This window comes from Actinomyces sp. oral taxon 897 (genome assembly GCF_002999235.1).
GTDB lineage: Bacteria > Actinomycetota > Actinomycetes > Actinomycetales > Actinomycetaceae > Actinomyces.
Map to the genome: position 1 here is coordinate 2216603 of NZ_CP027236.1, position 25888 is coordinate 2242490.

The 25888-nt window shown below is 72.6% G+C and carries 15 protein-coding genes and 2 pseudogenes; 13 read left to right on the forward strand and 4 right to left on the reverse strand.

Going from position 1 to position 25888, the window contains the following annotated elements:
- Positions 1 to 299: 299 nt before the first annotated feature.
- Positions 300 to 5516 (reverse strand): annotated as a pseudogene (locus tag C3V41_RS13310) (acyl-CoA dehydratase activase-related protein); the annotation flags it as partial.
- Between the two features lie 231 nt (positions 5517 to 5747).
- On the opposite strand from C3V41_RS13310, the gene C3V41_RS08900 reads away from it, so the two are divergent.
- From C3V41_RS08900 to C3V41_RS08920, 5 genes and pseudogenes are all read left to right on the forward strand, one after another.
- Complete coding sequence (locus C3V41_RS08900; RefSeq protein WP_106109967.1) at positions 5748 to 6500, forward strand: TetR/AcrR family transcriptional regulator; 753 nt, start codon at positions 5748 to 5750, stop codon at positions 6498 to 6500.
- A gap of 819 nt (positions 6501 to 7319) precedes the next feature.
- Entirely contained in the window at positions 7320 to 8117 is a 798-nt protein-coding gene (locus tag C3V41_RS08905) for an LppU/SCO3897 family protein (protein WP_129591538.1), read from the forward strand.
- An 80-nt stretch (positions 8118 to 8197) separates the two neighbouring features.
- Complete coding sequence (locus C3V41_RS08910; protein WP_106109969.1) at positions 8198 to 9046, forward strand: LppU/SCO3897 family protein; 849 nt, start codon at positions 8198 to 8200, stop codon at positions 9044 to 9046.
- A gap of 14 nt (positions 9047 to 9060) precedes the next feature.
- Complete coding sequence (locus C3V41_RS08915; RefSeq protein WP_106109970.1) at positions 9061 to 9717, forward strand: LppU/SCO3897 family protein; 657 nt, start codon at positions 9061 to 9063, stop codon at positions 9715 to 9717.
- A 163-nt stretch (positions 9718 to 9880) separates the two neighbouring features.
- Positions 9881 to 10213 (forward strand): annotated as a pseudogene (locus tag C3V41_RS08920) (type II toxin-antitoxin system VapB family antitoxin); the annotation flags it as partial.
- A 156-nt stretch (positions 10214 to 10369) separates the two neighbouring features.
- Here C3V41_RS08920 and C3V41_RS08925 read toward each other — a convergent pair.
- Together C3V41_RS08925 and C3V41_RS08930 are read right to left on the reverse strand one after the other, a co-directional pair.
- The gene (locus C3V41_RS08925; RefSeq protein WP_106109971.1) at positions 10370 to 11329 is read right to left on the reverse strand and encodes a hypothetical protein; all 960 of its coding nucleotides are present in this window, start codon (positions 11327 to 11329) and stop codon (positions 10370 to 10372) included.
- Positions 11326 to 11748: a hypothetical protein gene (locus tag C3V41_RS08930; protein WP_254423552.1), complete on the reverse strand. Its 423-nt coding sequence runs from the start codon at positions 11746 to 11748 to the stop codon at positions 11326 to 11328. The genes C3V41_RS08925 and C3V41_RS08930 overlap by 4 nt, the downstream gene beginning before the upstream one ends.
- A gap of 810 nt (positions 11749 to 12558) precedes the next feature.
- Here C3V41_RS08930 and C3V41_RS08935 point away from each other — a divergent pair.
- The 7 genes from C3V41_RS08935 to C3V41_RS08960 all read left to right on the forward strand — a co-directional run bounded on the left by C3V41_RS08935 (position 12559) and on the right by C3V41_RS08960 (position 22507).
- A complete protein-coding gene (locus C3V41_RS08935; RefSeq protein WP_106109972.1) occupies positions 12559 to 14685 on the forward strand; it encodes a hypothetical protein in 2127 nt (708 codons plus the stop codon).
- Positions 14686 to 14688: 3 nt separating this feature from the next.
- The gene (locus C3V41_RS14245) at positions 14689 to 14817 is read left to right on the forward strand and encodes a hypothetical protein (protein ID WP_302475972.1); all 129 of its coding nucleotides are present in this window, start codon (positions 14689 to 14691) and stop codon (positions 14815 to 14817) included.
- A complete protein-coding gene (locus tag C3V41_RS13150) occupies positions 14807 to 15214 on the forward strand; it encodes a hypothetical protein (protein WP_165271620.1) in 408 nt (135 codons plus the stop codon). Before C3V41_RS14245 ends, C3V41_RS13150 begins: the two co-directional genes overlap by 11 nt.
- The gene (locus C3V41_RS08945; RefSeq protein WP_106109973.1) at positions 15211 to 16524 is read left to right on the forward strand and encodes an EsaB/YukD family protein; all 1314 of its coding nucleotides are present in this window, start codon (positions 15211 to 15213) and stop codon (positions 16522 to 16524) included. The genes C3V41_RS13150 and C3V41_RS08945 overlap by 4 nt, the downstream gene beginning before the upstream one ends.
- Entirely contained in the window at positions 16521 to 17504 is a 984-nt protein-coding gene (locus C3V41_RS08950) for a hypothetical protein (protein WP_106109974.1), read from the forward strand. The genes C3V41_RS08945 and C3V41_RS08950 overlap by 4 nt, the downstream gene beginning before the upstream one ends.
- Positions 17501 to 21640, forward strand: coding sequence for a type VII secretion protein EccCa (gene eccCa, locus C3V41_RS08955; RefSeq protein WP_106109975.1), 4140 nt, complete (start codon positions 17501 to 17503; stop codon positions 21638 to 21640). Before C3V41_RS08950 ends, eccCa begins: the two co-directional genes overlap by 4 nt.
- 258 nt (positions 21641 to 21898) lie before the next feature.
- Positions 21899 to 22507 carry a LytR C-terminal domain-containing protein gene (locus C3V41_RS08960; protein WP_246741942.1) on the forward strand — a complete coding sequence of 203 codons (609 nt, stop codon included), beginning with the start codon at positions 21899 to 21901 and terminating at the stop codon, positions 22505 to 22507.
- Between the two features lie 904 nt (positions 22508 to 23411).
- Here the strand turns inward: C3V41_RS08960 and C3V41_RS08965 are convergent.
- Positions 23412 to 24083 (reverse strand): hypothetical protein, encoded by a 672-nt coding sequence (locus C3V41_RS08965; protein ID WP_106109976.1) that lies wholly within the window; start codon positions 24081 to 24083, stop codon positions 23412 to 23414.
- 549 nt (positions 24084 to 24632) lie between these two features.
- Between C3V41_RS08965 and C3V41_RS08970 the strand changes: the two genes are divergently transcribed.
- A complete protein-coding gene (locus C3V41_RS08970) occupies positions 24633 to 25880 on the forward strand; it encodes an ATP-binding protein (protein WP_106109977.1) in 1248 nt (415 codons plus the stop codon).
- Positions 25881 to 25888 lie beyond the last annotated feature (8 nt).

Sequence of the window (25888 nt, forward strand, 5' to 3'; positions counted from 1 at the left end):
GCACCATGACTGGCGCCGCCCTGGTCGCTGCCACCCGGGCCAGCGGTCCTCGCGCCGCCACTCCGGCCGGCACCCGGGCTGGCGGCCCCGGCGCCAGTGCCGGCGTCGGCTCCGGCGCCACCCTGCCCGCCGACCCCGGCGTCCCGGACGGCCGCGCCCCTACCAGCCGCGCCGCCAGCGCCCCCACTGACCGCGCCGCCAGTACCCCTGCCAGCGCCCCTGTCGGCACCCTCACCAGCCCTGCCGGCGCCAGTCCCGCTGGCACCAGCCCCGTCGCCCTCAGCTCCCTGCATCATAAAGGCGGTGGAGATCATGAGCTTAATACGGTTGAGCTGGTTGACCTCGCTGGCGCCGGGGTCGTAGTCAATGGCCACGATATTGGCCTGCGGGAAGCGGCGGCGCACCTCCCGGAACATGCCCTTGCCGACCACGTGGTTGGGCAGGCAGGCAAAGGGCTGGCAGCACACGATATTAGGCACCCCGTGCTCAATGAGCTCGACCATCTCGGCGGTGAGCAGCCAGCCCTCACCGGCCTGGTTGCCCAGGGACAGGATCCGGGAGGCCTTGTCCGCCATGACCGCGATGGGGCTCTCGACGTCGAACTTCCCGCCGCAGGCGCGCAGGGCGGCGCGGGCGGGGGCCTGGACCTGCTCAATGAACCACACGGCGGCCTTCTGCCGGGTCACCGTCTCCCGGCCGATGCCGTAGGTGTCCGCCTTCCACCCGGCGGTGACCAGCCCGTTGAGGAGGAACCCGAGCAGGCCCGGGACCACCGCCTCACAGCCCTCGGCCTCGATGACGTCCACGACGTGGTTGTTGGCGTCGGGCTGGAACTTGACCAGGATCTCACCGACCACACCCACGCGGGGCCGGCGGGGCACGTCGGCCAGCGGCAGGGCGTCGAACTCCTTGACCATCTCCCGCAGGAGGCGCCGGTAGCCCAGGCGCCCGCCCCAGGTGGGGCAGCGTCCCCGGTGCTCGAAAAACTCCCCGACAATGGTGTTCCAGCGCTCCAGGAGCTCCTGGGCGGAGCCGGGGACCGCCTCGTAGGGGCGCACCCGCAGCAGGCAGGTGTTGAGGGTGTCACCGATGACGACGCCGCGCAGCATGCTCATCCCCATGGTGGGGGTGAGCTCGAACCCGGGGTTGGACTCGATCCCCTGCAGGGAGACGGCCACCACCGGCACCTGCGGGTACCCGGCCTCGCGCAGGCCCTTGCGCAGCATGGCGGCGTAGTTGGTGGCCCGGCACATGCCACCGGTCTGGGAGATGGCCACCACGCAGCGGTCGGGGTCGTGGGAGCCGTCGGTGAAGGCACCAATGAGCTGGCCGATCACCATAATCGCCGGGAAGCAGGCGTCGTTGTTGACGTAGCGCAGCCCCACCTCCAGGTCCGCCCTGGACGCGGACTCCAGGAGCTCGACCCGGTAGCCCAGGCGCCGCATGAGGGGTACCAGTGGCCGGAAGTGGACCGGGCTCATCTGCGGCATGAGGATGGTGTGGGTGGCACGCATCTCGCGCGTGAAGACGGGGGTGGCGGCCCCCGGCAGGCTGCGGGAGGCCCGTCCCCCGGCGGGCACGACGGCGGAGGTCAGTGCCTCGGGGGCACCGGCGCCGGTGGTGGCCGCCCCGGGGGTCGTGGTCGCCCCGGCCTCGACCCCGGCCTCGGCGGCAGCCCCAGCAGTGGCCTCAGTAGCGGCCTCGGCGTCGGCCTCGGGGGTGCGCGCGGCCCGACGCCCCCGGCGCGCCTCGGCGGCGGCCGCCAGGGAGCGCAGGCGGATGGTGGCAGCCCCCAGGTTGGAGACCTCGTCGATCTTCAGGGCGGTGTAGACGTCGCCAGCCGACTCCAGGATCTCCTGGACCTGGTCGGTGGTCACGGCGTCCACGCCGCAGCCGAAGGAGTTGAGCTGGACCAGCTCCAGGTCCTTAGAGCGGGTGACCAGCTCGGCGGCCCGGTAGAGGCGGGAGTGGTAGGCCCACTGGTCGCGCACCCGCAGGCGGGGGGCGACGTCGGCGGTCCTGACCGGGGTCAGCGGGCTGGGCAGGCCCTGGCTGGTGACGTCCGACCAGTCCGCGGGCGCCTGCGGGTCCTCACCCCGCCTGGTCAGGGGACCGACCAGGGCCCGGGCGCCGCGCCTGAGGTGCCCGACCGCGCGGGCCAGGGCGCCGGTGGCCACGGCCCTCTCGGCGCCGTCGTCCTGGCCCGCCTCGGGCTCGGGCAGGACGGAGTCCTCGGAGAGGACCACCATGCCCAGGGTGTTAATGACGTCGGGGACCCCGTGGTTGATCTCGGGGTCAACGTGGTAGGGGCGCCCGGCCAGGACGATGCCGGTGCGCCCGTGCTCGCGCATCCACGCCAGGGCCCGGCGCCCCTCGGCGCGCACGTCGGCCTTGAAGGCGGCGTCCTCGGCCAGGCCCGCGGCCACGGCCCGCCGGGCCTCGGGCAGGGTGACGTCCCAGTCGGCGAACACCTCCACGAGGCGCTCGGCGAGCTTGGCGGGGTCAGCCAGGTTGAGGAAGGGGGAGAGCAGGCGCACCCGCGGGGCGCCCTGCCCGTGGGCCTCCTCGCCCAGGCCGTCACCCGCGCCGGGCCCCGCGCCAGCGGAAGGGGCCCGGCCCGCCTCCCGTCCCGCCTCCCGTCCCGCGGCACGGCCCGCGGCGCCGTCGGCCCCCTCGGGCGCCGTGCCCTGGAGGGCCTCCACATTGGTGCGGATGACCTCGGGGTAGGTGGCCACGATCGGGCAGTTGTAGTGGTTGTCCGCCCCCTCCACGAGGTCGCGCTCGTAGAAGACGCAGGGGAACCAGATGGTCTGCACCCCCTTGGAGATGAGCCACTCGACGTGCCCGTGGGCGAGCTTGGCGGGGTAGCAGACGTTCTCGCTGGGGATGGAGTCCATGCCCTTCTCGAACAGCTCGTGGTCCGAGCGCCCCGAGAGCATGACGCGGAACCCCAGCGAGGTGAGCACCGTGAACCACAGGGGGTAGTTCTCGTACATGCCCAGCACCCGGGGCACGCCGATCTCCCCGCGCGTCTCCTGGCCCTTGCGCAGGCGCCGGTAGGCGAAGGTGCGCCTGAACTTGTAGTCGTAGAGGTTGGGCAGGTCGGACTTCTTGGCGCGGCGCTCCTGGGTGGCGCCCCGCTCGCAGCGGTTGCCCGAGACGTGGCGCGACCCGTCGGAGAAGGTGGTGATAGTGAGCTTGCAGTGGTTCTGGCACAGCCTGCAGGTGGCGGTCTCGGTGGTGAGGCTGAAACGGGAGAGCTCGGCCAGGGTCATGAGCCGCCCCGGGGTGCCGTCGTAGGTCTGGTGGGCGGTCAGGGCCGCACCGAGGGCGCCCATGAGACCGGCGACGTCGGGGCGCACCACCTCACGGCCGGTGAGGATCTCGAAGGCGCGCAGGACGGCGTCGTTGAGGAAGGTGCCGCCCTGGACGGAGACGCGCTCCCCCAGCTGGGAGGGGTCCTTGAGCTTAATGACCTTGTACAGGGCGTTGCGCACCACCGAGTAGGACAGCCCGGCGCTGATCTCCCCCACCGTGGCGGACTCCTTCTGGGCCTGCTTGACCGAGGAGTTCATGAACACGGTGCAGCGCGAGCCCAGGTCCACCGGGCGGGGGGCCGTCAGGGCGGTGTCGGCGAACTCCTGGACGCTCAGGCCCATGGACTGGGCGAAGGTCTGGAGGAAGGAGCCGCACCCGGCCGAGCAGGCCTCGTTGACGCTAATGGAGTCAATGGCCTCACCGCGGATACGCAGGTACTTCATGTCCTGCCCGCCAATGTCAATGACGCTGGTCACCCCGGGGTTGAGGTGGGCGGCGGCCCGGTAGTGGGCCATGGTCTCCACCACTCCCTCGTCCAGGTGGAGGGCGGCCTTGACCAGGGACTCGCCGTAGCCGGTGACGCAGGAGCGGGCAATGCGCACGCCCTCGGGCATCTCGACGTGAATGCGGCGCAGGATCTCCACGGCGGCGGTCACGGGGTCGCCCTCGTTACCGGCGTAGTGCTCCCAGACAATGCGGTCGGCCTCGTCCAGCACGACGGCCTTAATGGTGGTGGACCCGGCGTCAATACCCAGGAAGCAGTCGGCAGGGCGCGGGGCGTCCTGCGGCCCGCTACCGGCCTCGGCATCCCCAGCGGACCCGGTCTTCCCGCTACCGGTGAGCGGCTCCCCGGCGGGCCCGGCCTCCTCAGCGGACCCGATATCCGCCGCGCCAGGTGCGCTCCCAGTACCGGCGCCCGCGGTACCGCCGGGCGTGCCCCCACCGTCCTCGACGGTCTCCGCCCTAGCGGCCGTGCCCTCAGCCTGGCTGCCAGCGGCACCGGCGCCCGCGTCCTCGGCGGCCCGACCCGTCTCCGCCTCGCCCTCGGCGGAGGCAGCGGCGCTCGCGGCACCCTCAGCCTGGCTGCCAGCCTCGCCACCAGCGCCCCCGGCCCCCTCACCGCTACCGGGCCGCGGCCAGCTGGCGCGCTCCACAGTGGCCCGGGCGTGGCGACGCCGGAACACGGCCAGCTCCTCCTCGGAGGCGAACAGGGGCCGCATGCGGGAGGTGGCCAGGCTCAGGGCGCGCCGGGTGGCCAGGCGCGTGACGAGCTCCCCCAGGGTGGTGGGGGCGCCGGTGGCGAGGTAGGCGGCGCCCAGGGCCACGTAGAGCTGGGCGTCGGGCGGGCAGCTGAAGGAGTCCACCTGCCCGGACAGGGTGCGCTCAAAGGCGGCGCGCAGCTGGGGCAGGAAGTGCAGGGGGCCGCCCAGGAACATGACCTCCCCCCGGATGGGGCGGCCGCAGGCCAGGCCGGCGATGGTCTGGGTGACCACGGCCGCCAGCACGGAGGCGGCCAGGTCCTCGCTGGCGGCCCCCTGGTTGATCAGGGGCTGGAGGTCGGACTTGGCGAACACCCCGCAGCGCGAGGCAATGGGGTACAGGGTGGTGTAGCGGCTGGCGAGCTCGTCCAGGCCGGGGGCGTCGGTGTGGAGCAGCTGGGCCATCTGGTCGATAAAGGCCCCGGTGCCTCCCGCGCAGGTACCGTTCATACGCTGCTCGGGGGTGGGGTGGAGGTAGGTGATCTTGGCGTCCTCGCCGCCGAGCTCGATAATGACGTCGGTCTGCGGGTCCCGACGGCGCACGGTCTCGGTCTCGGCAATGACCTCCTGGACGAACGGCAGGCCCATGAGGGTGGCCAGGCTCAGCCCGGCGCTGCCGGTGACGGCGCCGCGCACCTGGGCGTCAGGGAACCGCTCGGCCGCCTCGCCCAGGAGGCGGGTGACCTCCCCGCGCACGTCGGCGTTGTGGCGGTGGTACTCGGCGAGGACGGGCTGGGCGGGGGCCTCGCCCTCACCGGTCCCGACGGCGCCCGGCAGCCCGAGACCACCTGGCAGCCCGGGGCCACCCGGCCCGACCGCCGTCTCCGGCAGGAGGACCAGCTTGACGGTGGTCGAGCCAATGTCAAGGCCCAGGCGCAGGGCGGGGCCGGGCGGGCGCGCGGGAGCGGGTACTGGTACTGGTGCCGGGACTGTGGTCATGTCGTCACCTCTTCAGGACGTGAGGCACCGTAACCAGGCCGCCGACCGTGATTCAACAGCGTTGAAATACTGTTCCCCTCCGCCCGGCCCCCGACGTGACCTTTTCGTTGCGATCACGCTGGTCGCCAGGACCCCGGCACGCTGCGAGCGCAATATCTACTCGACGGCGTTGAATATCGAACCATTATATTTTCGTAATATGAGGGCCCCGGATGACCTACCCTCAAGGACATGACCACCGACCAGGGCAGGGGTGTGCGCGGGACCGCGGACACGGGCGAGCAGGGGCGGCGTCGGCCCCGGCGGGGACGACGGGCGAGGCCCGAGGGCCCCTCCACCCGCGAGGCCATCCTGGCCGCGGCCCGCGAGTCCTTCCTCACCCGCGGCTACGCGGGCACCACCATCCGGGCCCTGGCCCGCACGGCCGGCGTCGACCCGGCACTCGTCTCCTACTACTTCGGCTCCAAGGGCGACCTCTTCGCCGCCGCCATGAACCTGCGGATCCGCGCCAGCGAGGAGATCGACGCCGTCCTGGCCGGTGACCTGCGCACCGCCGGCCCCCGCCTGGTGCGCCTGGCGCTGACCGCCTGGGACGACGAGGAGGGCGGGGTCACCTTCCGCGCCCTGCTGCGCTGGATCGCCACCGACGACGGCGCCCCGGAGGCGATCCAGGCCTACGCCACCGAGCAGATCGCCGTCCCGGTGGCGCAGGCGCTCGGGCGGGCGGGCGCGGCCCGCTCCGAGGCCCGCGAACGGGCCACGCTGGTCGGCAGCCAGGTGGTGGGGCTGGCCATGGCGCGCTACGTCCTGCGCCTCGAGCCGCTGGCGAGCGCGAGCATCGACAGGGTCGTGGAGCTCGTGGCGCCGACGCTCCAGCACTACCTCACGGGCCCCCTGACCACCCGCTCCTTCGCCGCGCCACCGGTCCCCGCCGCGGCCGGCACCACACCGACCCCGCCCAGGACACACGTCAGTATGAGGTAGAACACGCATCCCCCCTCTCCCGCTCCACCGGTCTCAACCGATAGCGTTCACAGGGACCACGTTGCCAGGAGATCACAATGACCACACCGTCTCACGGCGCTCCTGGGCAGCAGCCCGGCGCCCCACCGAGGCCCGCACCGTCACGCCCCGGCGCCCGGCCGCCAGCACGATGTCCTTAGGCCCACGTGGACCGTCCTGGTCGGCCAAGGACAGCGGTTCCCCCACCGCGTAGGATCGTCTAGCCTTCTGTCCGGGCGACGCCGCCACCCCCCGCGCCCCGCCGAGGAGGACGCGCGGCACGCCCACCTCAGTCCAGCCCCCGACCACGGCACCTACCCAGCCCCTGGCCTGCGATGGCGCCACGTCCCTCGCGGCGCGACAATAACGCCGCTAGTCAGTCTCATCCGATAGCCTGCGGAAGAGTCCTTCCCTGTCAGGAGACCGTTTATGACCACCTCACCGCCCTACGGCTCCTCCGGGCAGCGGCCCGGTGCCGTACCCGGCCAGCCCGTGCCTCCCTACGGGGCCACACCGGGCGTCCCCACGAACCAGCCCGCGTACGGTGCCGGCACCCCGGCATACGCGGCAGGTGAAACCGAGTACAGCGACCAGGCGCCGACCATCCAGGTCCCCATCGGCCAGATGTCAGCCGGGCAGGTGCCCCCTGCGGCCCCGGGCCAGGTGCCGCCGGGTCAGTACCCGTCGGATCCGTACCAGTCGGGTCAGTACTCGTCCGGTCAGTACCAGTCGGGTCAGTACTCGTCGGGCCAGTATTCGCCGGGTCAGGTGCCGAACGGCTTCGCGCCCGGACAGGCGCCCATGGGACAGGTACCCGCCCCCGGTATGGCACCGGCCTACGCCAGTCCGCCCCCTGCCCGCAAGAGCGGCAGCAACGGGCCGGTCATCGCCGTCATCGCGGTGGTCATGGTGGCGGTCATCGGCGTCCTGGCCTTCTTCCTCATCCAGGGCAAGGACACCAAGCCCGTGGCGGACCCGACCACCAGCTCCCCCCAGGAGACCACGTCCACCCCCGAGGTGTCCCCGACCCCGGACACCAAGAGCCCCACCCCCACCCCGGGAGGCAACGGGACCGCGACCTCACTGAGCAGCGCCTCCAAGGGGGACTGCGTGAGCGGGCTCGTCGAGGGCACGAAGCTCTCGGACGTCAAGGTGACCGACTGCTCAAGCAGCTCGGCCACCCACAAGATCCTGGACAAGGTCTCCTCGGAGACCGCCTGCCTCACGGTAGCCAGCGCGGAGGCGGCCGTCCCCGTCAACCCGGTCGTCGCGGTCCAGTACCTGTGCATGGGCCCCAAGGACGTTGACCCGTCCCAGGGGGTCAATATCGCCAAGGTGGGCGACTGCCTCATAGACGACTCCTCCCCCAACCTGATCAACAAGGTCAAGAAGACGGAGTGCACCACCACCGGCTCCTACCCGATTCAGGTCGTGATAAAGGAGGGCGCCAACACGATCGACAGGGACAACGCCTACGACAAGTGCACTGCCGCGGGAGCCTCCAACCCGTACACGTTCTACCCGTGGTCCATGACCAGGTACGGAGACGGCAGCACGCTCCCCAACGACATCGTGTTCTGCCTGGGGAGCCCGAACTGAGAAGCGGGCCGCACCGCGCCACCTCGTCGGGTACCCAGCCGACATCCTGTGGAAGACACCTCACCAGTCAGGAGAACACAATGACCACCTCACCCTACGGCACCCCCGGGCAGCAGCCCGGCGCCGTACCCGGGCAGCCCGGTGCCGCACCCGGGCAGCCCACACCCCCCTACGGGGTCGGTACACCGGGAGCCCCCACCAATCCGCCCCTGTTCAGCTCCAGCTCCCCGACCTACGGGACACCAGGCCCCGGGGAGTACGGCACCTCGGAGGGCCAGATCCCTCTCGCCGCAGCCGCCTACGGCACCCCGACCCCCACCACCAGGAAGCCCAGCACGATGAGGATCGTCCTGACGGCCGTGGTACTCGTCATCGCCCTGGGCGTGGGAGGCTTTGTCATCTTCCAGCAGTCCGGCTCCGCCCTGGGCCGCGCCTCGAAGGGGGACTGCGTGGCCGGGGTCGGGGAGGGCAAGGACCTCGACAACGCCAAGCGGGTGGACTGCTCGGACAGCTCGGCCACCTACCAGGTCCTGGACAAGGTATCCTCGGAGACCGACTGCCTCAAGGTAGCCGGCACGGAGGCCGCCGTCCCCACGACCAAGCGCTCCTCCGCAGACTACCTGTGCCTCATCACCAAGGGATCCGACCCGTCCCAGGGCGCCAACACCATTAAGGCAGGCGACTGCCTCAAGGAGGACTCCTCCGCCACGACCGGCGTGAGAAAGTCCGACTGCAGCTCCGGCTCCTACCCGGTCCAGGCCGTTATCACCGACCCCCGTGGCATTACGGAGGCCAACGCCTACGACAAGTGCACCGCTGCCGGTGCCTCCGACCCGGAGCAGTACTACGAGTGGGCCATGCTCAAGTACAGCAGCGTCAAGGTCGCGGCCACCGCTGACCTGGTGTTCTGCGTGGGTGCGAAGAACTGACGTTGGAGACCGTCATGACCACCGAACCGCCCGCCCAGCAGCCGGAGACGCCGGCGAGCCTGTCGACCCTCACGCGCAGCACACCACTCCTGGTCACCGTGGTGGTGCTGGTGGTGTCGGTCGTCGGTGCCCTGGCCTTCCTCGCGCTCCAGAGCCACCGGCCCGCCCTGGGCAGCGCCTCCGTAGGGGACTGCGTGGCCGGGGTGAGCGAGGGCAAGGCGCTCACGGAGGCCAGGAGGGCGGAGTGCTCGGACAGCTCGGCCATCTACAGGGTCCTGGACAAGGTCTCCTCGGAGACCGACTGCCTCAAGGTAGCCGGCACGGAGGCCACCGTCCCCACGGACGCAGACGGTGAGCAGTACCTGTGCCTCATGGCCAAGAACGCGGACGCCTCCCAGGGCGTCAACACCCTCAGGGCCGGGAGCTGTCTCATTGACGACGCCTCCGACCCGAGCGGTATCAGGAAGTCCGACTGCGTTCCCGGCTCCTACCCGGTCCAGGCCGTCCTGACCAGCAGCAAGGGTCTCACCAGCAGGAACACCCTCGACAAGTGCGCAGCCGCCGGGGCCTCCAGCCCGGAGAGGTTCTACGAGTGGTCCATGCTGCGCTACGGCGACTCCACCGTGTCCATTACCACCGACATGGTCCTGTGCCTGGGCGCGGTGAACTGACGCCCGCACACCCGTCCCCGCCGTCCCGCGCGACGGCGGGGACGCGCCGTCTTCTCACGGGGACGCGCCCCGCCTTTTTCAGGGGCAGGCGGCTCCTGTACCGCGTCTCGGCGCGTCCTGTGCGGTCCCCGGATGCGGGCCGCTCGCCCGATAGCATGACCCTGTGATTTTCAAGGCTGTGGGCGACTGCGCCCCCTACCCCAGCCACCAGGAGATGGAACAGCGTGACTGGTCCGCGATACCACCGCGGCAGGTCAGGCTGGACCAGCTCGTCACCACGCGCTCCACCCTGGACCTACGTGACCTCCTGGACGACGACTCCACCTTCTTCGGGGACCTGTTCGCGCACGTGGTCTCCTGGCGCGGCTCCCTCTACCTGGAGACAGGCCTGCACCGCGCCCTGCGCGCCGCCCTCCAGGGGCGCACCGCCATCCACGCCCGGGTACTGGACCTTGACGCCACGGGCCAGCAGACCTGCGCGCCGCCTCCACCCGCCCCGCCTGCTCCGACCGAGCCCACCCGCCCGGTCCGGGCACCCGGCAGGACGTCACGGGACAGCAGGGCACGGGACCGGGCGGCCGTCTTCCACAGGGTCCGGCGGCGCCGCTCCTCGGGGTCCGACGGCGTCGCGTAGGAAAGCCCGACGGCCGCCTCAGACAATGCGGGCGACGTCCTGCCCGGTCAGACGCAGGTAGGTGAACATGACCATGAGGATCTCCACGGGCACGAGGACGATCCACCCCAGGAGCGTCACAATACCCACCAGTATCATGAGGTAGCCCACAATCAGCACGGGTAGGACGGTCCCCACGTTCTCCGTGGCCAGCACGCAGGAGCGCGCAATGGCCTCGAGAGGGCCGACCTCCTCGCACAGGACGACCGGGACCGTGAAGCACAGGAAGTAGGCGATCACAAAGGACGTGATAAAGATGTAGGGGACCCGGTTGGCGATCTCCATTACCACGGTGCACACTATGACCGCCAGGGCCGCGCGGGCCTGGCCGGGTACGAGGAAGAAGTCCCGGTAGCGCAGCACCCGCCCCGCAGCCAGGACACGTGCCGCGTTGGTCAGTCCTATCACTCCCAGGGAGACCATGAGGACGAGCTCACCGGCGCAGGCGTAGACGGCCACCTGCGAGCGCGTGACCGGCATGTAGACCACTATCCAGGTCAGGACGCCCAGGGCGGCCAGGACCCAGGTCACCAGGCCGGCCATGACGACGGGAGAGGAGACGAGGGCGGACCACCCCCACCGCCAGGCCTCACCCAGGCTGGGCTGCCGCGGGTAGTGGGGGGTGTCCCGTCGGGCCCTTAGGGCGCCACGTGCCGGGTGGCGGGTGGCCGACGACCTGGTGCCCGGACGGGAGGCGGTCTCGGCAGGGGCGCTGGGACAGGCCCGTAGCGCAGCCATATAGGGGTCATCTCCCCCGCCGGGGTCGTCCAGGAGGATCCCCGGCACCAGGTCGGGGTCCACGCCGGGGCCGGCGGTCCCACCGACCCCACCAGGGGCAGCAGCCCCCGGCCACCCAGGCCCTGCGGTCCCTGAGGAACCGGGCGCGCTGACGCCGTCGTCCTGGGAGACGGGCCGCCCGGAGGCCGGGGGCGTGCTCATGCGCTCATCCACTCAGGCGTGGCGCTGGGGTCGCGGGGGAAGAACTCCAGCTCGGTAGCGCAGTCCTTGTGCGTGACGGGGTCGGAGAACTGGGGGAAACGGTTGTAGTCGAAGTCGGAGACGAGACGGTAGTCGGGGGCGCTCATGCCCAGCCTCGCCCACGTCCAGGCCCCCCCGCCGGGGCGGGCCATGACGGCGCGCAGGTGGGCGGCCTCCTGGACCAGGGGGCCCGGGACGGTGTTCTCCTCGGTAGAGCCCCGCTCGCACTGAGCGTGGGAGCGGACGCTCGCCCGGCCCCCCAACGCCTCGACCTCGATGACGACCTCGGAGGCGTCCACCGAGCGCATCCACTGAGCCAGGCCGTTCTGAAGGCTGTCAACTGCCTGCATCTTCGCCTCAAAGGACCACTGGGCACTCATTGTGCTTCACTTCCTGTCTCCCAGAATCTCTGGGTGGGGTTGAGGATCAGTACGGCCATGCTACGAGGGCGACCGTGACAATTGCGAGATCTACGACGGCGGAGAGTCGCGGCGTGTTCCGGGCCAGGACGGGCACACAGGCGACTAGACGCGCACGTCAGAGGGGCTGCGCGGAGGTGGACGGGCACGAGGCCACCACGGTGTGCCTAAGATGACAGGTTGAGATCCTGCTCCTACGTGCCCCTTCCTGGAAGGAGCGGAAGAGGCCGGATCGACGGCGTCCGGGTCTTAGGCCGTCTCTGAGCGAGAGGAGACACCTATTACTCCCAGGGTATTGCCAGGCTATTCCGACAAGTCCCCTGACGTACCAGGACGCTGTTCTTAGGGCTAGGGGAATGGTGGTGCCCGAGGTTCTTGCCGTCACCTACCTGGCGGCAGGGCGCGCAGCGGTCCACCGGGCGCGTCCCAGCCGCCTGCCCCCGGTCGGGCGGGCGGCTGGCCGCTGGTCGGGGCGGACCCGGCTGGGCCTGCCCCGGGTCGGGCGCGCTGGACGGCCGCCCGCTGCCCGGCACGCGGGTCGGAGGCGTCCTGCCCAGCGGGCACACAGGGCCGACAATGACGCTCCACACACTTATTTGTCACATGTTAAAAAACTGTAAACACAATATGTGATAATCAAAAATGAGGAAGAAGCCGGTGGTCCGAACGCCTTGTCGGTCTCCTTCCCGAGCTACACCTCCCGCACAGGGGCATCCTCCCGTTAGAGTGGAGTGACAAACATGCTGCACTGGCTACGGAGAGGAGGAGACGGTGAGCTCAGCAGCCGTCGGCGCCCAGACCCCCGTGCTCACGGTGTGCTCGCAGGCAGACCCCCGCCGGGTGGTCGCCAGTGTCGTCATCGACGTCGTCCTCCTGGCCGCTCCCGGCGTCCTGGCCTACGTCCTGCCCGGACCCGCCGTCGTGCGCCTGGCGCTGGTGCTCTGCACGGTGGTCACGGTCGTCATGACCGGCTACGCCCACATGCTGCACGGACGGGCGGCGGGAGGGGCGATCCTGGGACTGCGCACGGTGGACCGGTCGGCGGGCCTGCCGACCGGGACCTACGAGGCGCTCATCACCCCCCTGCGCGGCGGCCAGAGCGCCCACGCCATCACCCTGAGCACCCGCCCGGGGCCGGATCCGGTTCGCGGGACACTGGCGACGCTGGGCCACACGACCAGCCCGCAAGCGGTCTCCCAGCCCCCGGCCGCACCCACCCCCGAGGTAGCCTCCACCCCCCTGTCGGCGTCCTCCGCGCCGCTGCCCCCTGAGGCCCCCGCACCCTCCCCGGGTCCTGGCGCGCGCCTCTCCTCCGACACCGCCATCCGTCCCTTCTCGGGCCCTGCCGCACGTCCCTCCTCCGACACCGCCATCCGCCCCTTCTCGGGCCCCGCCACACGTCCATCCTCCGACACCGCCATCCGCCCCTCCTCCGACTCCGACACCGCCGTGCGCCCCGGTGTCATAAGCCCGGCCCAGCCCGGCCACGCCCCCGCACCGCCTCCGAGCGAGCTGGCGGGCACCGGGGCAGGCCGTGCGCCCTCCCCGACGGCACCGGCCTCCCCGGCCTCGCCCACCGGCGCACCGGCGTCGGGGGACTCCCCGGCATCACCTGCCAGCTCCCCGGCCACGCCGACCACGACCACCCCGGTCGCACCGGCCGGCACCTCCTCGTCCCACCCCCCGGTGACCCTCGTCCGCGCCTCCGCCCCCACCCGGGTCTCGGTCATGCCCTCGGGCTCGGCGACCAAACGTCCCGGGACGCCCGCGGGCGCCGCGACCATACCCACCCGGACCTCGGTCATGCCCAGCACGTCCCGGACGTCGGCGCCGCCAGCGGGCCCCACGGCACCCGCCCGCGGTGCCCCGCGGCCCGCCCCGGCACCTCCTCCGGCCCCGGTCCAGGTGACCATCACGTCCCTGCCCGTACCGGCCCCTGCCGACGACTCCGCCACCTCCCTGCCCCCCCTGGTGGTCACCGGGGCGGCCATCACGCCCTCGCCGGTGGCACCGCCCCCGCCGAGCTCGCCCCCGCCACCGGCCGCGTCGGCGCCGCCCAGCGCGGCCCCGGCGTCGCCCTCCTCCCCGGCGACGTCCTCGCCCTCCGTCCCCCGGCGCTCCACCCGCGCCCTCCTGTCCGAGGCCGGTCCGCGCGCACGTGCTACCGCGGACGTGGACACGCTGCGCCGCCCGCCCCGGGAGGACCCCGCCGCGACCTCCGTACGGATGGAGCCGCTGGCCCTGCCCACACCCACGTCGCCCTCCCCGCTCCCGGCGTCGCCCACGACCCGGACCCCCTCACCCACGATGTCACCGAACGCCCCGGCCCCCTCGCTGTCGTCACCGGCCACCCGCCGGGCGGGCCTGTCCCCCTCGACGGCCTCGCTGCCACGCCAGGACCCGCAGTCCACCCTGACGTCGCTACCCGCCCCGACGTCGCCCGCCGCCAACCGGCACGCCCAGCCACCCGCGTCGCGCTCGCGCTCGCGCGCCCAGTCGCCAGCCCGTCACGCCGCCACCCCCGAGCCCGCCGAGCCCGTCATGCCGCCAGCCCCCACGCCTGCCGAGTGGAGGATCCGCATGGTCGACGACAACGGCTGGCAGGCGGTCATCACGCGCCCCACGATCCTGGGCCGGGCGCTACGGCGACGCTCCGGGGGCGCGGACACCGCGCTGCTCACCGTGCCCGACACCAGCGAGTCGGCCTCCAAGGAGCACGCGATGCTCAATATCCACAACCACCTGCTCGTGGTCACCGACCTCGGCTCAGCCAAGGGCACCACCATCCGCATGCGCGACGGCAGGACCTACCCCTGCACCGCCCACCAGCCCGTAGCCACGCCCCTGCCCAGCGTCATCTCCCTGGGCGGCTACCAGCTCTCCCTGACCGAGGAGTGAGGCGTGCCCACCTACCCCCTGCGCCACGGGCGGGCCGACGGCGCCCGCCCTGCCGCCAGCACCCCGCGCGCCCTCACGGGCTCCCGGCGCCCCCGCCACGCCCCCGCACCGGGAGCCCGCCGTGCCGCATGAGAACGACTCCGCCGTCCTGGACTCCGCCCGCCTCCACACCAGGCGGCTCATGCAGGCGCTCCAGTACGGCCACCAGCCGGTACCGGTCAGGCGCTCCCTGCCGCTCCTGGTCGCCTCCCTGGTCGCCGCCGCCGGGCTGAGCGCGGCCTGCGTGGGCTACTCCTTCATGGCCGCGGACCTGGACCCGCCGCCCCAGCACCCGGGCACCGCCGAGACGGCCGCCGCGGAGGCGCCCGAGGCGGAGGCACCCGACGCCCCGGCCCAGCCCGCGGCGGAGGCACCCCCCACCGCGGCCGCCTCCGCCCTGCCCACGGCCCCAGGCACCGCCTCAGGCGCCCCTACGCCCCGCGCCTCCACCTCCCCGGCACCGGCCGCGGCCCCCAAGGAGAAGCGATGATCCACTACACGCGCGTGACCATGGTCACCCCCAGCTCCCGCGCCGAGGCCGTCCTGCCCTCCGACGAGGCCGTCGGCACCTTCCTCCCTGGGCTCCTGCACCTCCTGGGGGCGGACACCGAGCCGACCGGCGGCCCCCTGTCCCTGGTCCGCTGGGACGGGGACGTCATCGACCTGGAGCAGGACCTGGAGACCCAGGACGTCCTGGACGGCGAGGTGATCCGCGTGGTCGCCGACGACGACGTGCCCCCGCCCACCGAGGTGACGGACATCAGCAACGCCCTGGCCGACGCCTCGGAGTCCCACCCGGGGTGGCGCACCGAGGCCGACCGGATCACCTGCTACAGCCTGGTCACCGCCGTCCTGACCGCCGCCACCGCCTGGATGTGCGTCGAGCGGCTGAGCGAGTCCTGGAGCACCCTGGTCCTGGTCCTGCCGGGCCTGGCGGCGGTGGCCCTGGGGGCCGGGGCCCACCGGGCGCTGGGACGACGCGCCCAGGGGTTCGCCACCCTGCTGTCGTGGAGCGGCCTGGGGTGGCTGCTGCCCCTGGCCTGGAAGTGCGCCAGCCCGGGGGCCGAGCCCCGGGACGCCAGGACCGTGCTCGGGGCGCTCCTGGCCGCCGGGGCCGTCTACGCCCTCGGTCGCGGACGTCCCGGGTGGGCCGCCGGGGGCGCGCTCGGGCTGGGCCTGGAGGTCCTGTGGATCGCGGCCGCCGCCCTGGCCCCCGGCAATATGCTGGCCCGCGGTGTGTTCGGGGTGACGGCGGCCGCCCTGCTCGGGGCGCTGCCCTGGATGGCCCTGCTCCTGTCGGGGCTCTCCCGCCTGGACCACGACGTCCTGGCGGGCACCCGGCCCCGGCGCGAGCGGGTCCAGCGCAGCCTGGTGGCCGCCCACGACTCCATGATGGTCGCCTGCGTGCTCCTGACGGTCGCCATCGCCTGGGCCGCCTCCGACCTGGCCTGCCTGCCGAGCACCTGGGCCCGCGCCCTGGCGGGGACGCTGGCGGCCCTGCTGCTGCTGCGCAGCCGCGCCTTCCCCCTGCGCGTCGAGGTCGCCACCATGTGGGTGTGCGCCATGGCACCCCTCCTGCTGCTGCTCTCCGCCGTCCCCGCCCTGACCACCCGCGTGCTCGTGCTGGGGGGGCTCGTGGTGCTCCTGGCCCTCTCGGCCCTCTACCGGCCGACGGCGCGGGTACGGATCCGCATGGGCCAGGGGTGCGACCTCCTGGAGTCCCTGACCATGGTGGCCACCGTCCCGCTGCTGTGCGGCCTGGCAGGGGTCTTCACCTACCTCCTGGGCCTGTTCTCATGAGCGGCCTCATTGCCACGTCCAAGGCCTCCGAGCACCCCAGCCTGGCCAGCATCCTGCTGACCGGTGCGGCCCGGGGACGGCGAGAGGCCCAGCAGGACGCCGTCGCGCTGCGCACCCCCCTGCCCCTGCCGTGCCGGGTCCTGGTGGCCCCCCTGGGGCGGGGCTGCGGGGCCACCACCCTGGCGCTCCAGCTGACGGCGATCATCTCACGTGCCCGGGGGCTGCCGGCGCTCCTGCTCTCAGGCTCCTCAGGGCCCCGCAGCGCCGCCGACCGGGTGAGGGGCTCGCGCACCTGGCCCCCGCCAGGCCCGGGAGCCGCCGGTACGCCCCGGGTGCCGGACCCGGACGACGACCCGCCCGGGGACCCGGACACCTGGCCCCAGGGCGTACCCCGCGTGGGCACCACCGCCCAGGCGCGCGAGCTGGCCAGCACCGGCCCCGACGGCCTCATGTCCTGCCTGCGCCTGCCGCCGCTGAACGGCACCGAGACCGCGACGGCGCAGTGGACCGGCGCCCGGCGCGCCCTGGCCCGGTTCTTCGACCTCGTCCTGACCGAGACCGACCCCCTCCCCCTGGCCACGCTAGGGGCCATGGCCCTGGTCCACGACGTCGTGGTGCTGGTCTGCCCCGCGCGCCGCGAGGACGTCGAGCGCGGGCGGCAGCGTGCCGACGGCCTGCGCTCCGGGCTGGCGGGCACCCCCTGCCCCGCCCACGTCCTCCACGTGGTGGTGGCCACCACCGCGAACCCGCTCGTCCCGCCGCTGGCGCCCGGGGAGCACATGATCGCCTTCGACCGGCACCTGGAGGGCGCGGCCACGGGACGCACGACGCCCCCGGGGCTGGTGGGGCCGCGGGCGGCGCGCGACATGACCCACCTGGCCGCCGACGTCGTGGCCTCCTGCGCCCGCCGGGTCACCCACCGGGACCCGGCCGTCCCGGCACCGGGGAGCAGGACCACCCCGTACCGGGAGGCCCCATGATCCGCACCGTGACCCGCCCGGGCCGGACGACCCTCCCGGTGAGCGCGCCGCCGCCCCTGGAGATCCCGCCCCCTCCGCCCCTGAGGGAGACCGGCACCCGCCAGAGCGTCCCCTTCCAGATGCTCGTCCTCCTGGTGGGGGCCGCCAGCGCCCTGGTCATGATGACCGTGCTGCGTTCCAAGCCGGTGTTCGCGCTGCTGGGGGCCTTCGTCATGGCCCTGACGGTGCTGGGGGTGCTGGCCGCCCAGCTCTCCCGCCGGGCCGGGCAGGGCCAGGAGCGCCACGACCGCCGCGAACGCTACCTGGAGGCCCTCGACGAGATCGACCACCAAGCCGGCGAGGTCGGCCGGGAGCTGCGGCGCCAGGCCTTCGCGACCCACCCCGAGCCCACCGCCCTGGCCGTGTGGGCCACCTCCCGGGCCCGCCGCTGGGAGCGACGCCGCCACGACCCCGACTTCCTGCAGGTCCGCGTGGGTACCGCGGAGGCCGCCAACCCCCTGGTGTCCATGCCCCGGACCCTGCCCGCCGAGCTGGACCCCATGCTCGTCCTCGAGGCGCAGGTCCTGGCCGGCCGCCACGCCCTCCAGCCGGACCTGCCCGCCACCCTGGACCTCGACTGCGCCGGGGAGGTGGCGGTGGTGGGGCCGCGGGAGGCGACCACGGCGCTGGCACGGGCCCTTGTCACCCAGGCGGCGGTCCTCCACGCCCCCGAGGACCTCCACCTGGCCCTGGTCTTCCCCCAGGAGCGGGAGCAGGCCTGGGACTGCGTGTCGCGCCTGCCCCACCTCAGGATGCGCACCGAGCTGGACGGCCCGGTCTTCCGACGCCGGGTGGCCCCCTCGGTGGGGGAGCTGGCCGGGCTGCTGGGCGCCGAGCTGCGGGAGGCGGCCGAGACCACCACGGTCTGCCGCACCCGGCTGCCCGGCCAGCCGGCCTTCCCCGGACCGCGCCTGGTGGTGGTCATCGAGGACCACGGTGACGCCCTGCCCCTGCCTCTGCCCGAGGCCACGCTGACCCCGGCCGACGTGGGCGCCACCGTCATCCACCTGGTGACCGACCGGCGCCACGAGCCCCCGGGCCTGGGGGTGCGCCTGACGGTGCGCGTGGACGGCGACGTCCTCATTGAGGACCTGCGGCCCCGGGGCGGCGGCGGGCCGGGGCGGGCCTGCTGCCCCGTCAAGGCGCTGTGCCGTCCCGACCGGGTGGGCCCCGCCCTGGCCGAGGGCGTGGCCCGGGCGCTCGCCCCCTTCTGGCTGGGTACCTCGGGGGACGGGCAGGGCCCGGGCGGGCAGGAGGCCGCCGTCGGCGACCTGCTGGAGGTCGGCGACCCCGGCGGCATTGACACCGCTACCAGCTGGGCGCCCCGCCCCCTGCGGGACTTCCTGCGGGTCCCCGTGGGCAGCGACGACTCCGGGGCCCCGGTCTACCTGGACCTCAAGGAGTCCGCGCAGCTGGGGGTGGGTCCCCATGGCCTGTGCGTGGGGGCCACCGGCTCGGGCAAGTCCGAGATGCTGCGTACCCTGGTGACGGCGCTGGCCGCCACCCACCCCCCGGAGGACCTGTCCATGGTCCTCATGGACTACAAGGGCGGGGCCACCTTCGCGCCCTTCGCCTCCCTGCCCCACGTGGCGGGGCTCATTGACAACCTGGGCAAGGACGCGGCCCTGGTGGAGCGGGCCCGGGCCGCGATCGTGGGGGAGGTGATCCGCCGTCAGGAGCAGCTGCGCGACGCCGGGAACTGCCCGGACATCACCCGCTACCGCAGGCTGAGGGCGGAGGAGGCGGCCATGCCCCCCATGCCCCACCTGCTGATCGTCATCGACGAGTTCAGCGACCTGGTGGCCGTCAACCCCGACTTCGTGGACCTCCTGCTGGCGATCGGGCGGATCGGCCGCTCCGTGGGGGTCCACCTGCTGCTGTCCTCCCAGAGGGTCGAGGCCGACCGGCTGCGGGGGCTGGAGGCCTACCTGTCCTACCGGATCTGCCTGCGGACCTTCACCGAGGCCGAGTCCCGCGCCGTCCTGGGCACGGACGACGCCTTCCACCTGCCCGCCGCCCCCGGGTTCGGCTACCTGAAGGTCGACACCTCGGTGTACACCCGGTTCCGCTCCGGCTACGTCTCGGGCCCCGTGGGGAACCTGGAGGAGGATCTGCCCCAGCCCGCGGAGGCCAGCCGCTGCGGGCCCGCGCTGCTGGGCGCCTACAACGGCCTGTCCGCCACGCCCGGGCCCATCGGCACCGCACCCGCCCGGCGGGGCCGGAGCGCCCGGGTGAGCGTGGTGGACACGGTGGTGCGCCGGCTGCGGGGGCGGGGGACGGCGGTGGCGCCCGTGTGGCTGCCCCCGCTGCCGCGCCGCCTGTGCCTGCCCCAGGTCTACGGCGCGCCGCTGGTGCGCTCCGACGGCGTCGTGCAGGCCCCGGAGACGGCGGGGGCGCCGTGGGCGGCGGGGTTGCGGCCTACCGTCCCCATTGGCCTGAGCGACGACCCCACCCGTCACCGTCAGGAGCCGTGGCTGCTGGACCTGGGCGTCGGAGGCGGGCACGTGGCGGTGGTGGGCGCCCCCCGCAGCGGGCGCACCACCCTGCTGTGGACGCTGGCGACCTCGGCGGCGCTGACCACCAGCCCTGCCCGCCTGGCCTTCTACGGCCTGGACGCCACCGGGGGGTCCCTGGCGCGCCTGAGCACCCTGCCCAACGTGGGCGGGGTGGCCACCCGGGGCGACCGCGGCCGGATGCGGCGGGTCATGGACGAGGTGGTGGGCACGCTCGAGGCCCGTGAGCGCGCCTTCGCCCGTCACCACATTGACTCCCTGGAGATGCTGCGCTCCGAGCACGCCGCCGGGCGGATACCCGAGCTGGCCAGCGCCGACATTGTGCTCCTGGTCGACGGCGTCGGGCGGCTGAGGGCGGACTTCGAGGAGCTGGAGGGGCCGCTCGACGAGCTGCTGCGCCGGGGCGGGGGCCTGGGGGTCCACGTGGTGGCGACCATGACCCGCAGCAACGAGCTGCGCGTCTCCCAGCACCCCCTGGTGGGGACGTGGCTGGAGCTGCGCCTGACCGACCCGGCCGACTCGGCGGTCTCCGGGAGGCTGTCGGCGACCCTGAGGGCGGGCACGCCGGGCCGGGCGCTGCTGCCCGACCAGCTGTTCGCCCAGGTGTCCCTGCCGGTGGAGTCCGTGGGGACCGGGGGCACGCGGGCCGACGCCGCGGGAGGCGCGGGTGCCGTTGGCGCTGCGGGAGGCGGGCCCGGAGGCGCCAGCGGCGGGCCCGGTGTCGTTGGCGCTGCGGGCGGCGCGGGCGGCATTGGCGCCGCGGGCGGGGACGTGGGTGACGCCCTGGAGGCCCTCGCCTCGGAGATGGCCGCCTCCTGGAAGGGGCCCCGCCCCGCCCCGGTGCGGGTCCTGCCCGACGTCATCGACCCCGCGAGCCTGTCCGGCCCTCTTGCCCAGCCCGACCGCCTCCCCCTGGGCCTGTTCCAGGACACCCTGGAGGAGGTGCTCCTGGACCTGGGCCACCGCGACCCCCACCTGCTGGTGCTCGGGGACGCCGGGTGCGGGAAGTCCACGGTGCTGCGGGGCGTGGTCAGGGGGCTGGTGGAGCGCCGTCGGCCCGATGAGCTCGTCATCGCCCTCTATGACGTAAGCCATAGCGTGGTGTCCGCCTGCCCGGAGGAGTACCTGGGGGGGCACGCCACCTCCGAGACGACGGCGGTCGCGCTGTCCTCCTCGATCGCCTCCGAGCTGGAGCGGCGGGCTGGCGCCCTGGGGCAGGGGCGGCCGGTCGCCGGGCCGCAGATCGTGCTCGTGGTCGATGACTACGACGCCGTCGCCTCCGGGGGGCGCGGGCCCCTGGGACCGCTGGCGGCCTACCTGCCCTCCTCGCGCGAGCTGCGGCTCAGCGTGGTGGTGAGCCGCGCGGCGGCGGGGACGCAGGCCGTGTACGACCAGGTCCTCCAGGCCCTGCGCGACGGCGGCGCCACCAGCTTCCTCATGGACGGGGAGCGCGGGGAGGGCAGCCTGCCGGGGGTGCGCCCCGAGCGCCTGCGCCCCGGCCGGGGCTGGTGGGTGCAGCGGGGGAGCCGGCCCCGTCTGGCGCAGGCCGCCGCCTTCCCGCCTGCCGCCGGGAACGTACCGTAAGCCACGGGAGCGTACGCACCGCGCCGGCTGCTCCCCGCGCCTCGAACGTACCTTAGTGACGGAAGACGTACCCTAGTCATGGGGGACGTACCCTAGACGACCTCTACAGTACGTCTCCCGTAACGAAGGTACGTCGCCGACGGCGCACCCCCCGCTACCGGTATCCCCGCACCTGTGACGCGCACCCTGTGCCCGACACCCGCCGCGTCCCGTCCCGAAAGTGTTTCAGACCGTAGGCCAAGACACTACTGTGGGGGTGTGAGCACCCCCGTGGACCCTCGAGTTGCCTACCGCCGTCGTATGCAGCGCCGCCAGACCATTGTCATCGGATCCCTCCTGGCTGGCATGGCCCTGGTGGCGGTCCTGGCCATGGGCATGTGGTCCGGCGTCGTCCCGGTCCTCTACGAACCGGGCTTCTCCAGCGCCACGCCCAAGGACCCCGCGACGCCCCCGGTCTGCCCGCCCAGCGGCGCGGTGAGCGTGGAGCTCTCCAGCATTACCGCCAACGTCTACAACGGCAGCGAGACCGCCGGCCTGGCCGGTGACGTCGCCAAGACGCTCTCGTCCGCCGGGGTGACCGTGGCCAACACCACGAACTGGCCGCAGGGCTCCTACGACGGCGACATCCTCATTACCGCCTCCAACGCCGGGCTGGTCAACGCCTACACCATGGCCCGCGCCTTCACCGGCAATGTCACCGTCCAGATCGACGCGACGGCTGACCCCACCGACACGACGATCTCGGTGGTCCTGGGCAGTGAGTACAACTCGTCGATCCTGAGCGACGACGCCATGCGGGTCCTGGCGGCAGGCGAGTCCCTCATCGCCCCCAACGGCTGCGTGGCCTCCACCAAGTCCCCGTCCTAGAGGGCCCATTGTGGGCAGTTGGTCACCTTCCCAGAAGACTTAGAAGGCGGCTGCGGGGAGGTGCCTGGTCTGTTGGGGGTGTCTCGGGGCGGAGTGGAGCTGTCCTGGGTCGTGTGCCGGGAGCGGCCTAGGAGACCGGGGTCTGTCGGGGTGGGGTGTCCGGTGGGGCGTGCTGTGTGGGGTGGGCGCTTGGGTGTGGCTTCCGGGGTCGTCCGATGACGTGCTCGGCAGTCCGCGCTGTGCGGACCGCCAGGCGCACCCCGCACCGCCGGGCGCACCCCGCACAGAAACCCGACAACCACACCCAGACCACCCACCCCGCCGCCTGGGGCTGCTGGCCGCCGCTGTAAAACGCCATCTCAGGGAGGTGAACGCCATCTTGGGCGAGTGAACGCTACTTTAGACAGGTGAACGCCATTTTGAGGAGATAAACGCACACCTAGGCGGCGTTCATATTCCCTAGATGGCGTTCACCTCTCCGATAGAGTGTTCACAGTTCCGAGACAGCGTCTATCTCCTCAAAACGGCGTTCACCTCCTTAAGGTAGCGTTCATTGATAGCCCAACGACAGGCCCTCGCAACCACCACCAGGCTGGCCTGCTCCGCGGAACCGGTGGGCGGGACCATAGGTCCTCCCCACGACCACCGGCAGGGTCTAGTGTGCGCGTTAAGGTATGTTTGAAGTGCCGAGTCCTCGCGACCACCGGTGAGGTATGGGATCTGGGCGGGGTAGCCGGGGCGCCAGGTCGGGTCCTCGCGACACCCTCACAACGGTGCGGTGAGGGACATCGGCAGCCCACGCCGGGAGCAGCGCGGAAGGCGGTGGCCACGGGCGAACGTGACGGGCACGTCGGCGGCCCACGCCGGGAGCAGCGCCTTGGGCGCCCTTACCCCGTGGGCGCCCTTACCCCTTCAGGCCAGCCGCGGCAGCCTTGAACTCGTCAGCGGACACGGGGGCGGCCTGGCCGCCGTCGCGGACCCTGGTGGTCCACATGAGGGCGGTCATGGTGCTGCCCTCGGTGGCGATCGCTATGCGTGCGCACACCGATTCCTTGTCCTTCGTCCCGCACGTGGTGAAGACATCGGCCTTGTGCCCGCCCAGGTCAACGGTGCCGTCGGCGGTGACGGCAGCGGGCGTTCCGCTCGAGTCGGAGACGTTGCTGGCGGTGGCCTGCTTGGCAATGTCCTCGGCCGTGGCGCCGCCGGGGGCCGTCGAGAAGCCGACCACAATGCGCTGGTTCCTGTCCGCGCTCAGGAACTCCAGGGAGTCCGAGTACTGGTTGTCGAGCGTGAACCCGGACGGGGCCGTGAACGTCAGCTTGCCCTCCAGCGTCCCGCTCGCGCTCCCTCCGGCGGAGGTGGGATCTGAGCTGGTGGCAGCCGATGCCCCGGTAGAGGCGGACGCATCGGCCGACGTCGTGGCATCCGCCTCGGCTGAGGCGGACGGGTCCGCAGTCGTGGACGCCGAGGAGCCGCTGGCTTCGGCGTCGGTGCCCTGGGAGCCACCGGAGCAGGCGGTCAGGGAGGCCACCAGCAGGACGGCGACGGGCAGGGCGGACAGGGAAGTAATACGCATGGGAGTCCTTTGGGCTGTAGGTCCTAGCCCGCTCACGGTAGCCTGGCTCGAACCGGTCGGCAAACGCTCACCGCGCGCAGGACCGTCGGTCGCGTCACCTCCATCACCACCCGCCGTGGCGCAAACGCTCACCGCGCGGGGCCGTCACCCTGCGTGGGCATACCCAGCAGGAGCCTGCCGCAAACGCTCACCGCGCGGGACCGTCAGGTACCCGGACGCTCCGGTTGACACCCGCAGGTACTCGCCGTACGCGGGGCAGCCCCGTACTCGGTCCTACGCCGGGCGGTCCCGCGTACGGTGCTGGTCGACGCCCACTGCGCACGCCCTCACGCCGCAGCCGTCAGCCTCACCGCACGCACTGCCTCACTGGCCGAGCCAGCCCGTCAGTGGGTGAGATCGCCTCCTCAGTGCACAAGACGACGACCTCACTCTATAGAACAGGCTCCTCACTCTACACAGTGAGGCTGTCACTGTATAAAGTGAGGGCCTCACTGTGTAGAGTGAGGCTGTCACGACATCCGCCTGTCGTCCTACGAGGTGTACGCGCTCATGAGCCGCCGGGTCGAGGACACCACGGACCGCGCCCCCGTCACAGGCGCCGCTCTTGAGGATCTTGACCCCCGGAGCGTGGACCGTCTCCTGGCCGAGCTGCGCACCAGCAGGTCGCACGTCCTCGACGGTATTGACGAGGGCAACCAGGTCGCAGCCCTTCAACGGCTCAATATCCTCACGCGCGACGGCGTCCCCACCTTCGCCGGATACGTGACCCTGGCAGCCTACCCGCAGCAGGAGTTCCCCCGTCTCGTCGTGGACGTGTGCGTGCACCCCGGCACCACCAAGTCCCAGGAGGACAGCGTGCGCTTTATCGACCGCCAGGCCTGTGACGGACCCGTGCCACTCATGGTGGACGACGCCGTCGCCGCGGTGGCCCGCAACCTGCGTCGGCGCCGAGTCGTCCGGGGGACACTGGCCGAGGACGTGCTGGAGGTACCTGAGGACGTCCTGCGGGAGGCTATTACCAATGCGGTCATGCACCGGGACTACTCCGCGCAGGCCGAGGGGCAGACGGTATCGGTGGACGTCTACCAGGACCGGGTCGAGGTAGGGAACCCGGGCGGGCTCTACGGGGGCAGGACCGTGGGCAACCTGGATGAGGGGGTTCCCGTCTCCCGCAACAAGGTCCTGGCGAACCTCCTGCGCAGCATCCCGCGTCCTCACGGCACGGGCATGGTCGCCGAGGCCGCCGGCACGGGTGTCCCGCGCATGATCAGCGCCATGCGCCAGCAGGGTCTTCCCGCACCTGACTACGAGGCGACGACGATTGACCGGGTGGTGGTCAGGCTGTCCCGCTTCGGCCTGCTTGACCCCCAGGTGCGAGCGTGGCTCGACTCCCTCCCCGGCGCGCCACGGGACGCACGGGCGGAGTCCGTCCTGGCGCTCGCCCGCCGTGACGGCAGGGTGCGGGTGGTAGACGTACGCCGCAACCTCGGCATGGACTCCGACGATATCCGCGACCTCCTGGGGAGGATCGTCGAGGAAGGCCTGCTGGTGGGCATGAACGACGGGCCCTACGTGCTGGCCAACCTGAAGCACCGCATTGCGAGCACCGGGGCCATGTGGGAGGTCCTGTCCGTCCTTGACTCCCGTGAGGCCGTCAGTATCCAGGTCATTGCCGAGCGGACCGGCAGGTCCCTCAGTGCCCTGCGGCCGCTCCTGCGTGAGCTGGTCGGTGAGGGCCTGGTCGTCGCCACGGCACCGCCCACCAGCCGCAACCGCGCCTACCTGCTGGCCGAGTGAGCGCCCGG

Coding starts and splice junctions, on each gene's coding strand:
- C3V41_RS08900 (WP_106109967.1), top strand. CDS start 5,748: ATGACCACCGACCAGGGCAGGGGTGTGCGCGGGACCGCGGACACGGGC.
- C3V41_RS08930 (WP_254423552.1), bottom strand. CDS start 11,748: ATGAGTGCCCAGTGGTCCTTTGAGGCGAAGATGCAGGCAGTTGACAGC.
- C3V41_RS08905 (WP_129591538.1), top strand. CDS start 7,320: ATGGGACAGGTACCCGCCCCCGGTATGGCACCGGCCTACGCCAGTCCG.
- C3V41_RS08970 (WP_106109977.1), top strand. CDS start 24,633: ATGAGCCGCCGGGTCGAGGACACCACGGACCGCGCCCCCGTCACAGGC.
- C3V41_RS08915 (WP_106109970.1), top strand. CDS start 9,061: ATGACCACCGAACCGCCCGCCCAGCAGCCGGAGACGCCGGCGAGCCTG.
- C3V41_RS08910 (WP_106109969.1), top strand. CDS start 8,198: ATGACCACCTCACCCTACGGCACCCCCGGGCAGCAGCCCGGCGCCGTA.
- C3V41_RS08950 (WP_106109974.1), top strand. CDS start 16,521: ATGAGCGGCCTCATTGCCACGTCCAAGGCCTCCGAGCACCCCAGCCTG.
- C3V41_RS08965 (WP_106109976.1), bottom strand. CDS start 24,083: ATGCGTATTACTTCCCTGTCCGCCCTGCCCGTCGCCGTCCTGCTGGTG.
- C3V41_RS08945 (WP_106109973.1), top strand. CDS start 15,211: ATGATCCACTACACGCGCGTGACCATGGTCACCCCCAGCTCCCGCGCC.
- eccCa (WP_106109975.1), top strand. CDS start 17,501: ATGATCCGCACCGTGACCCGCCCGGGCCGGACGACCCTCCCGGTGAGC.
- C3V41_RS08925 (WP_106109971.1), bottom strand. CDS start 11,329: ATGAGCACGCCCCCGGCCTCCGGGCGGCCCGTCTCCCAGGACGACGGC.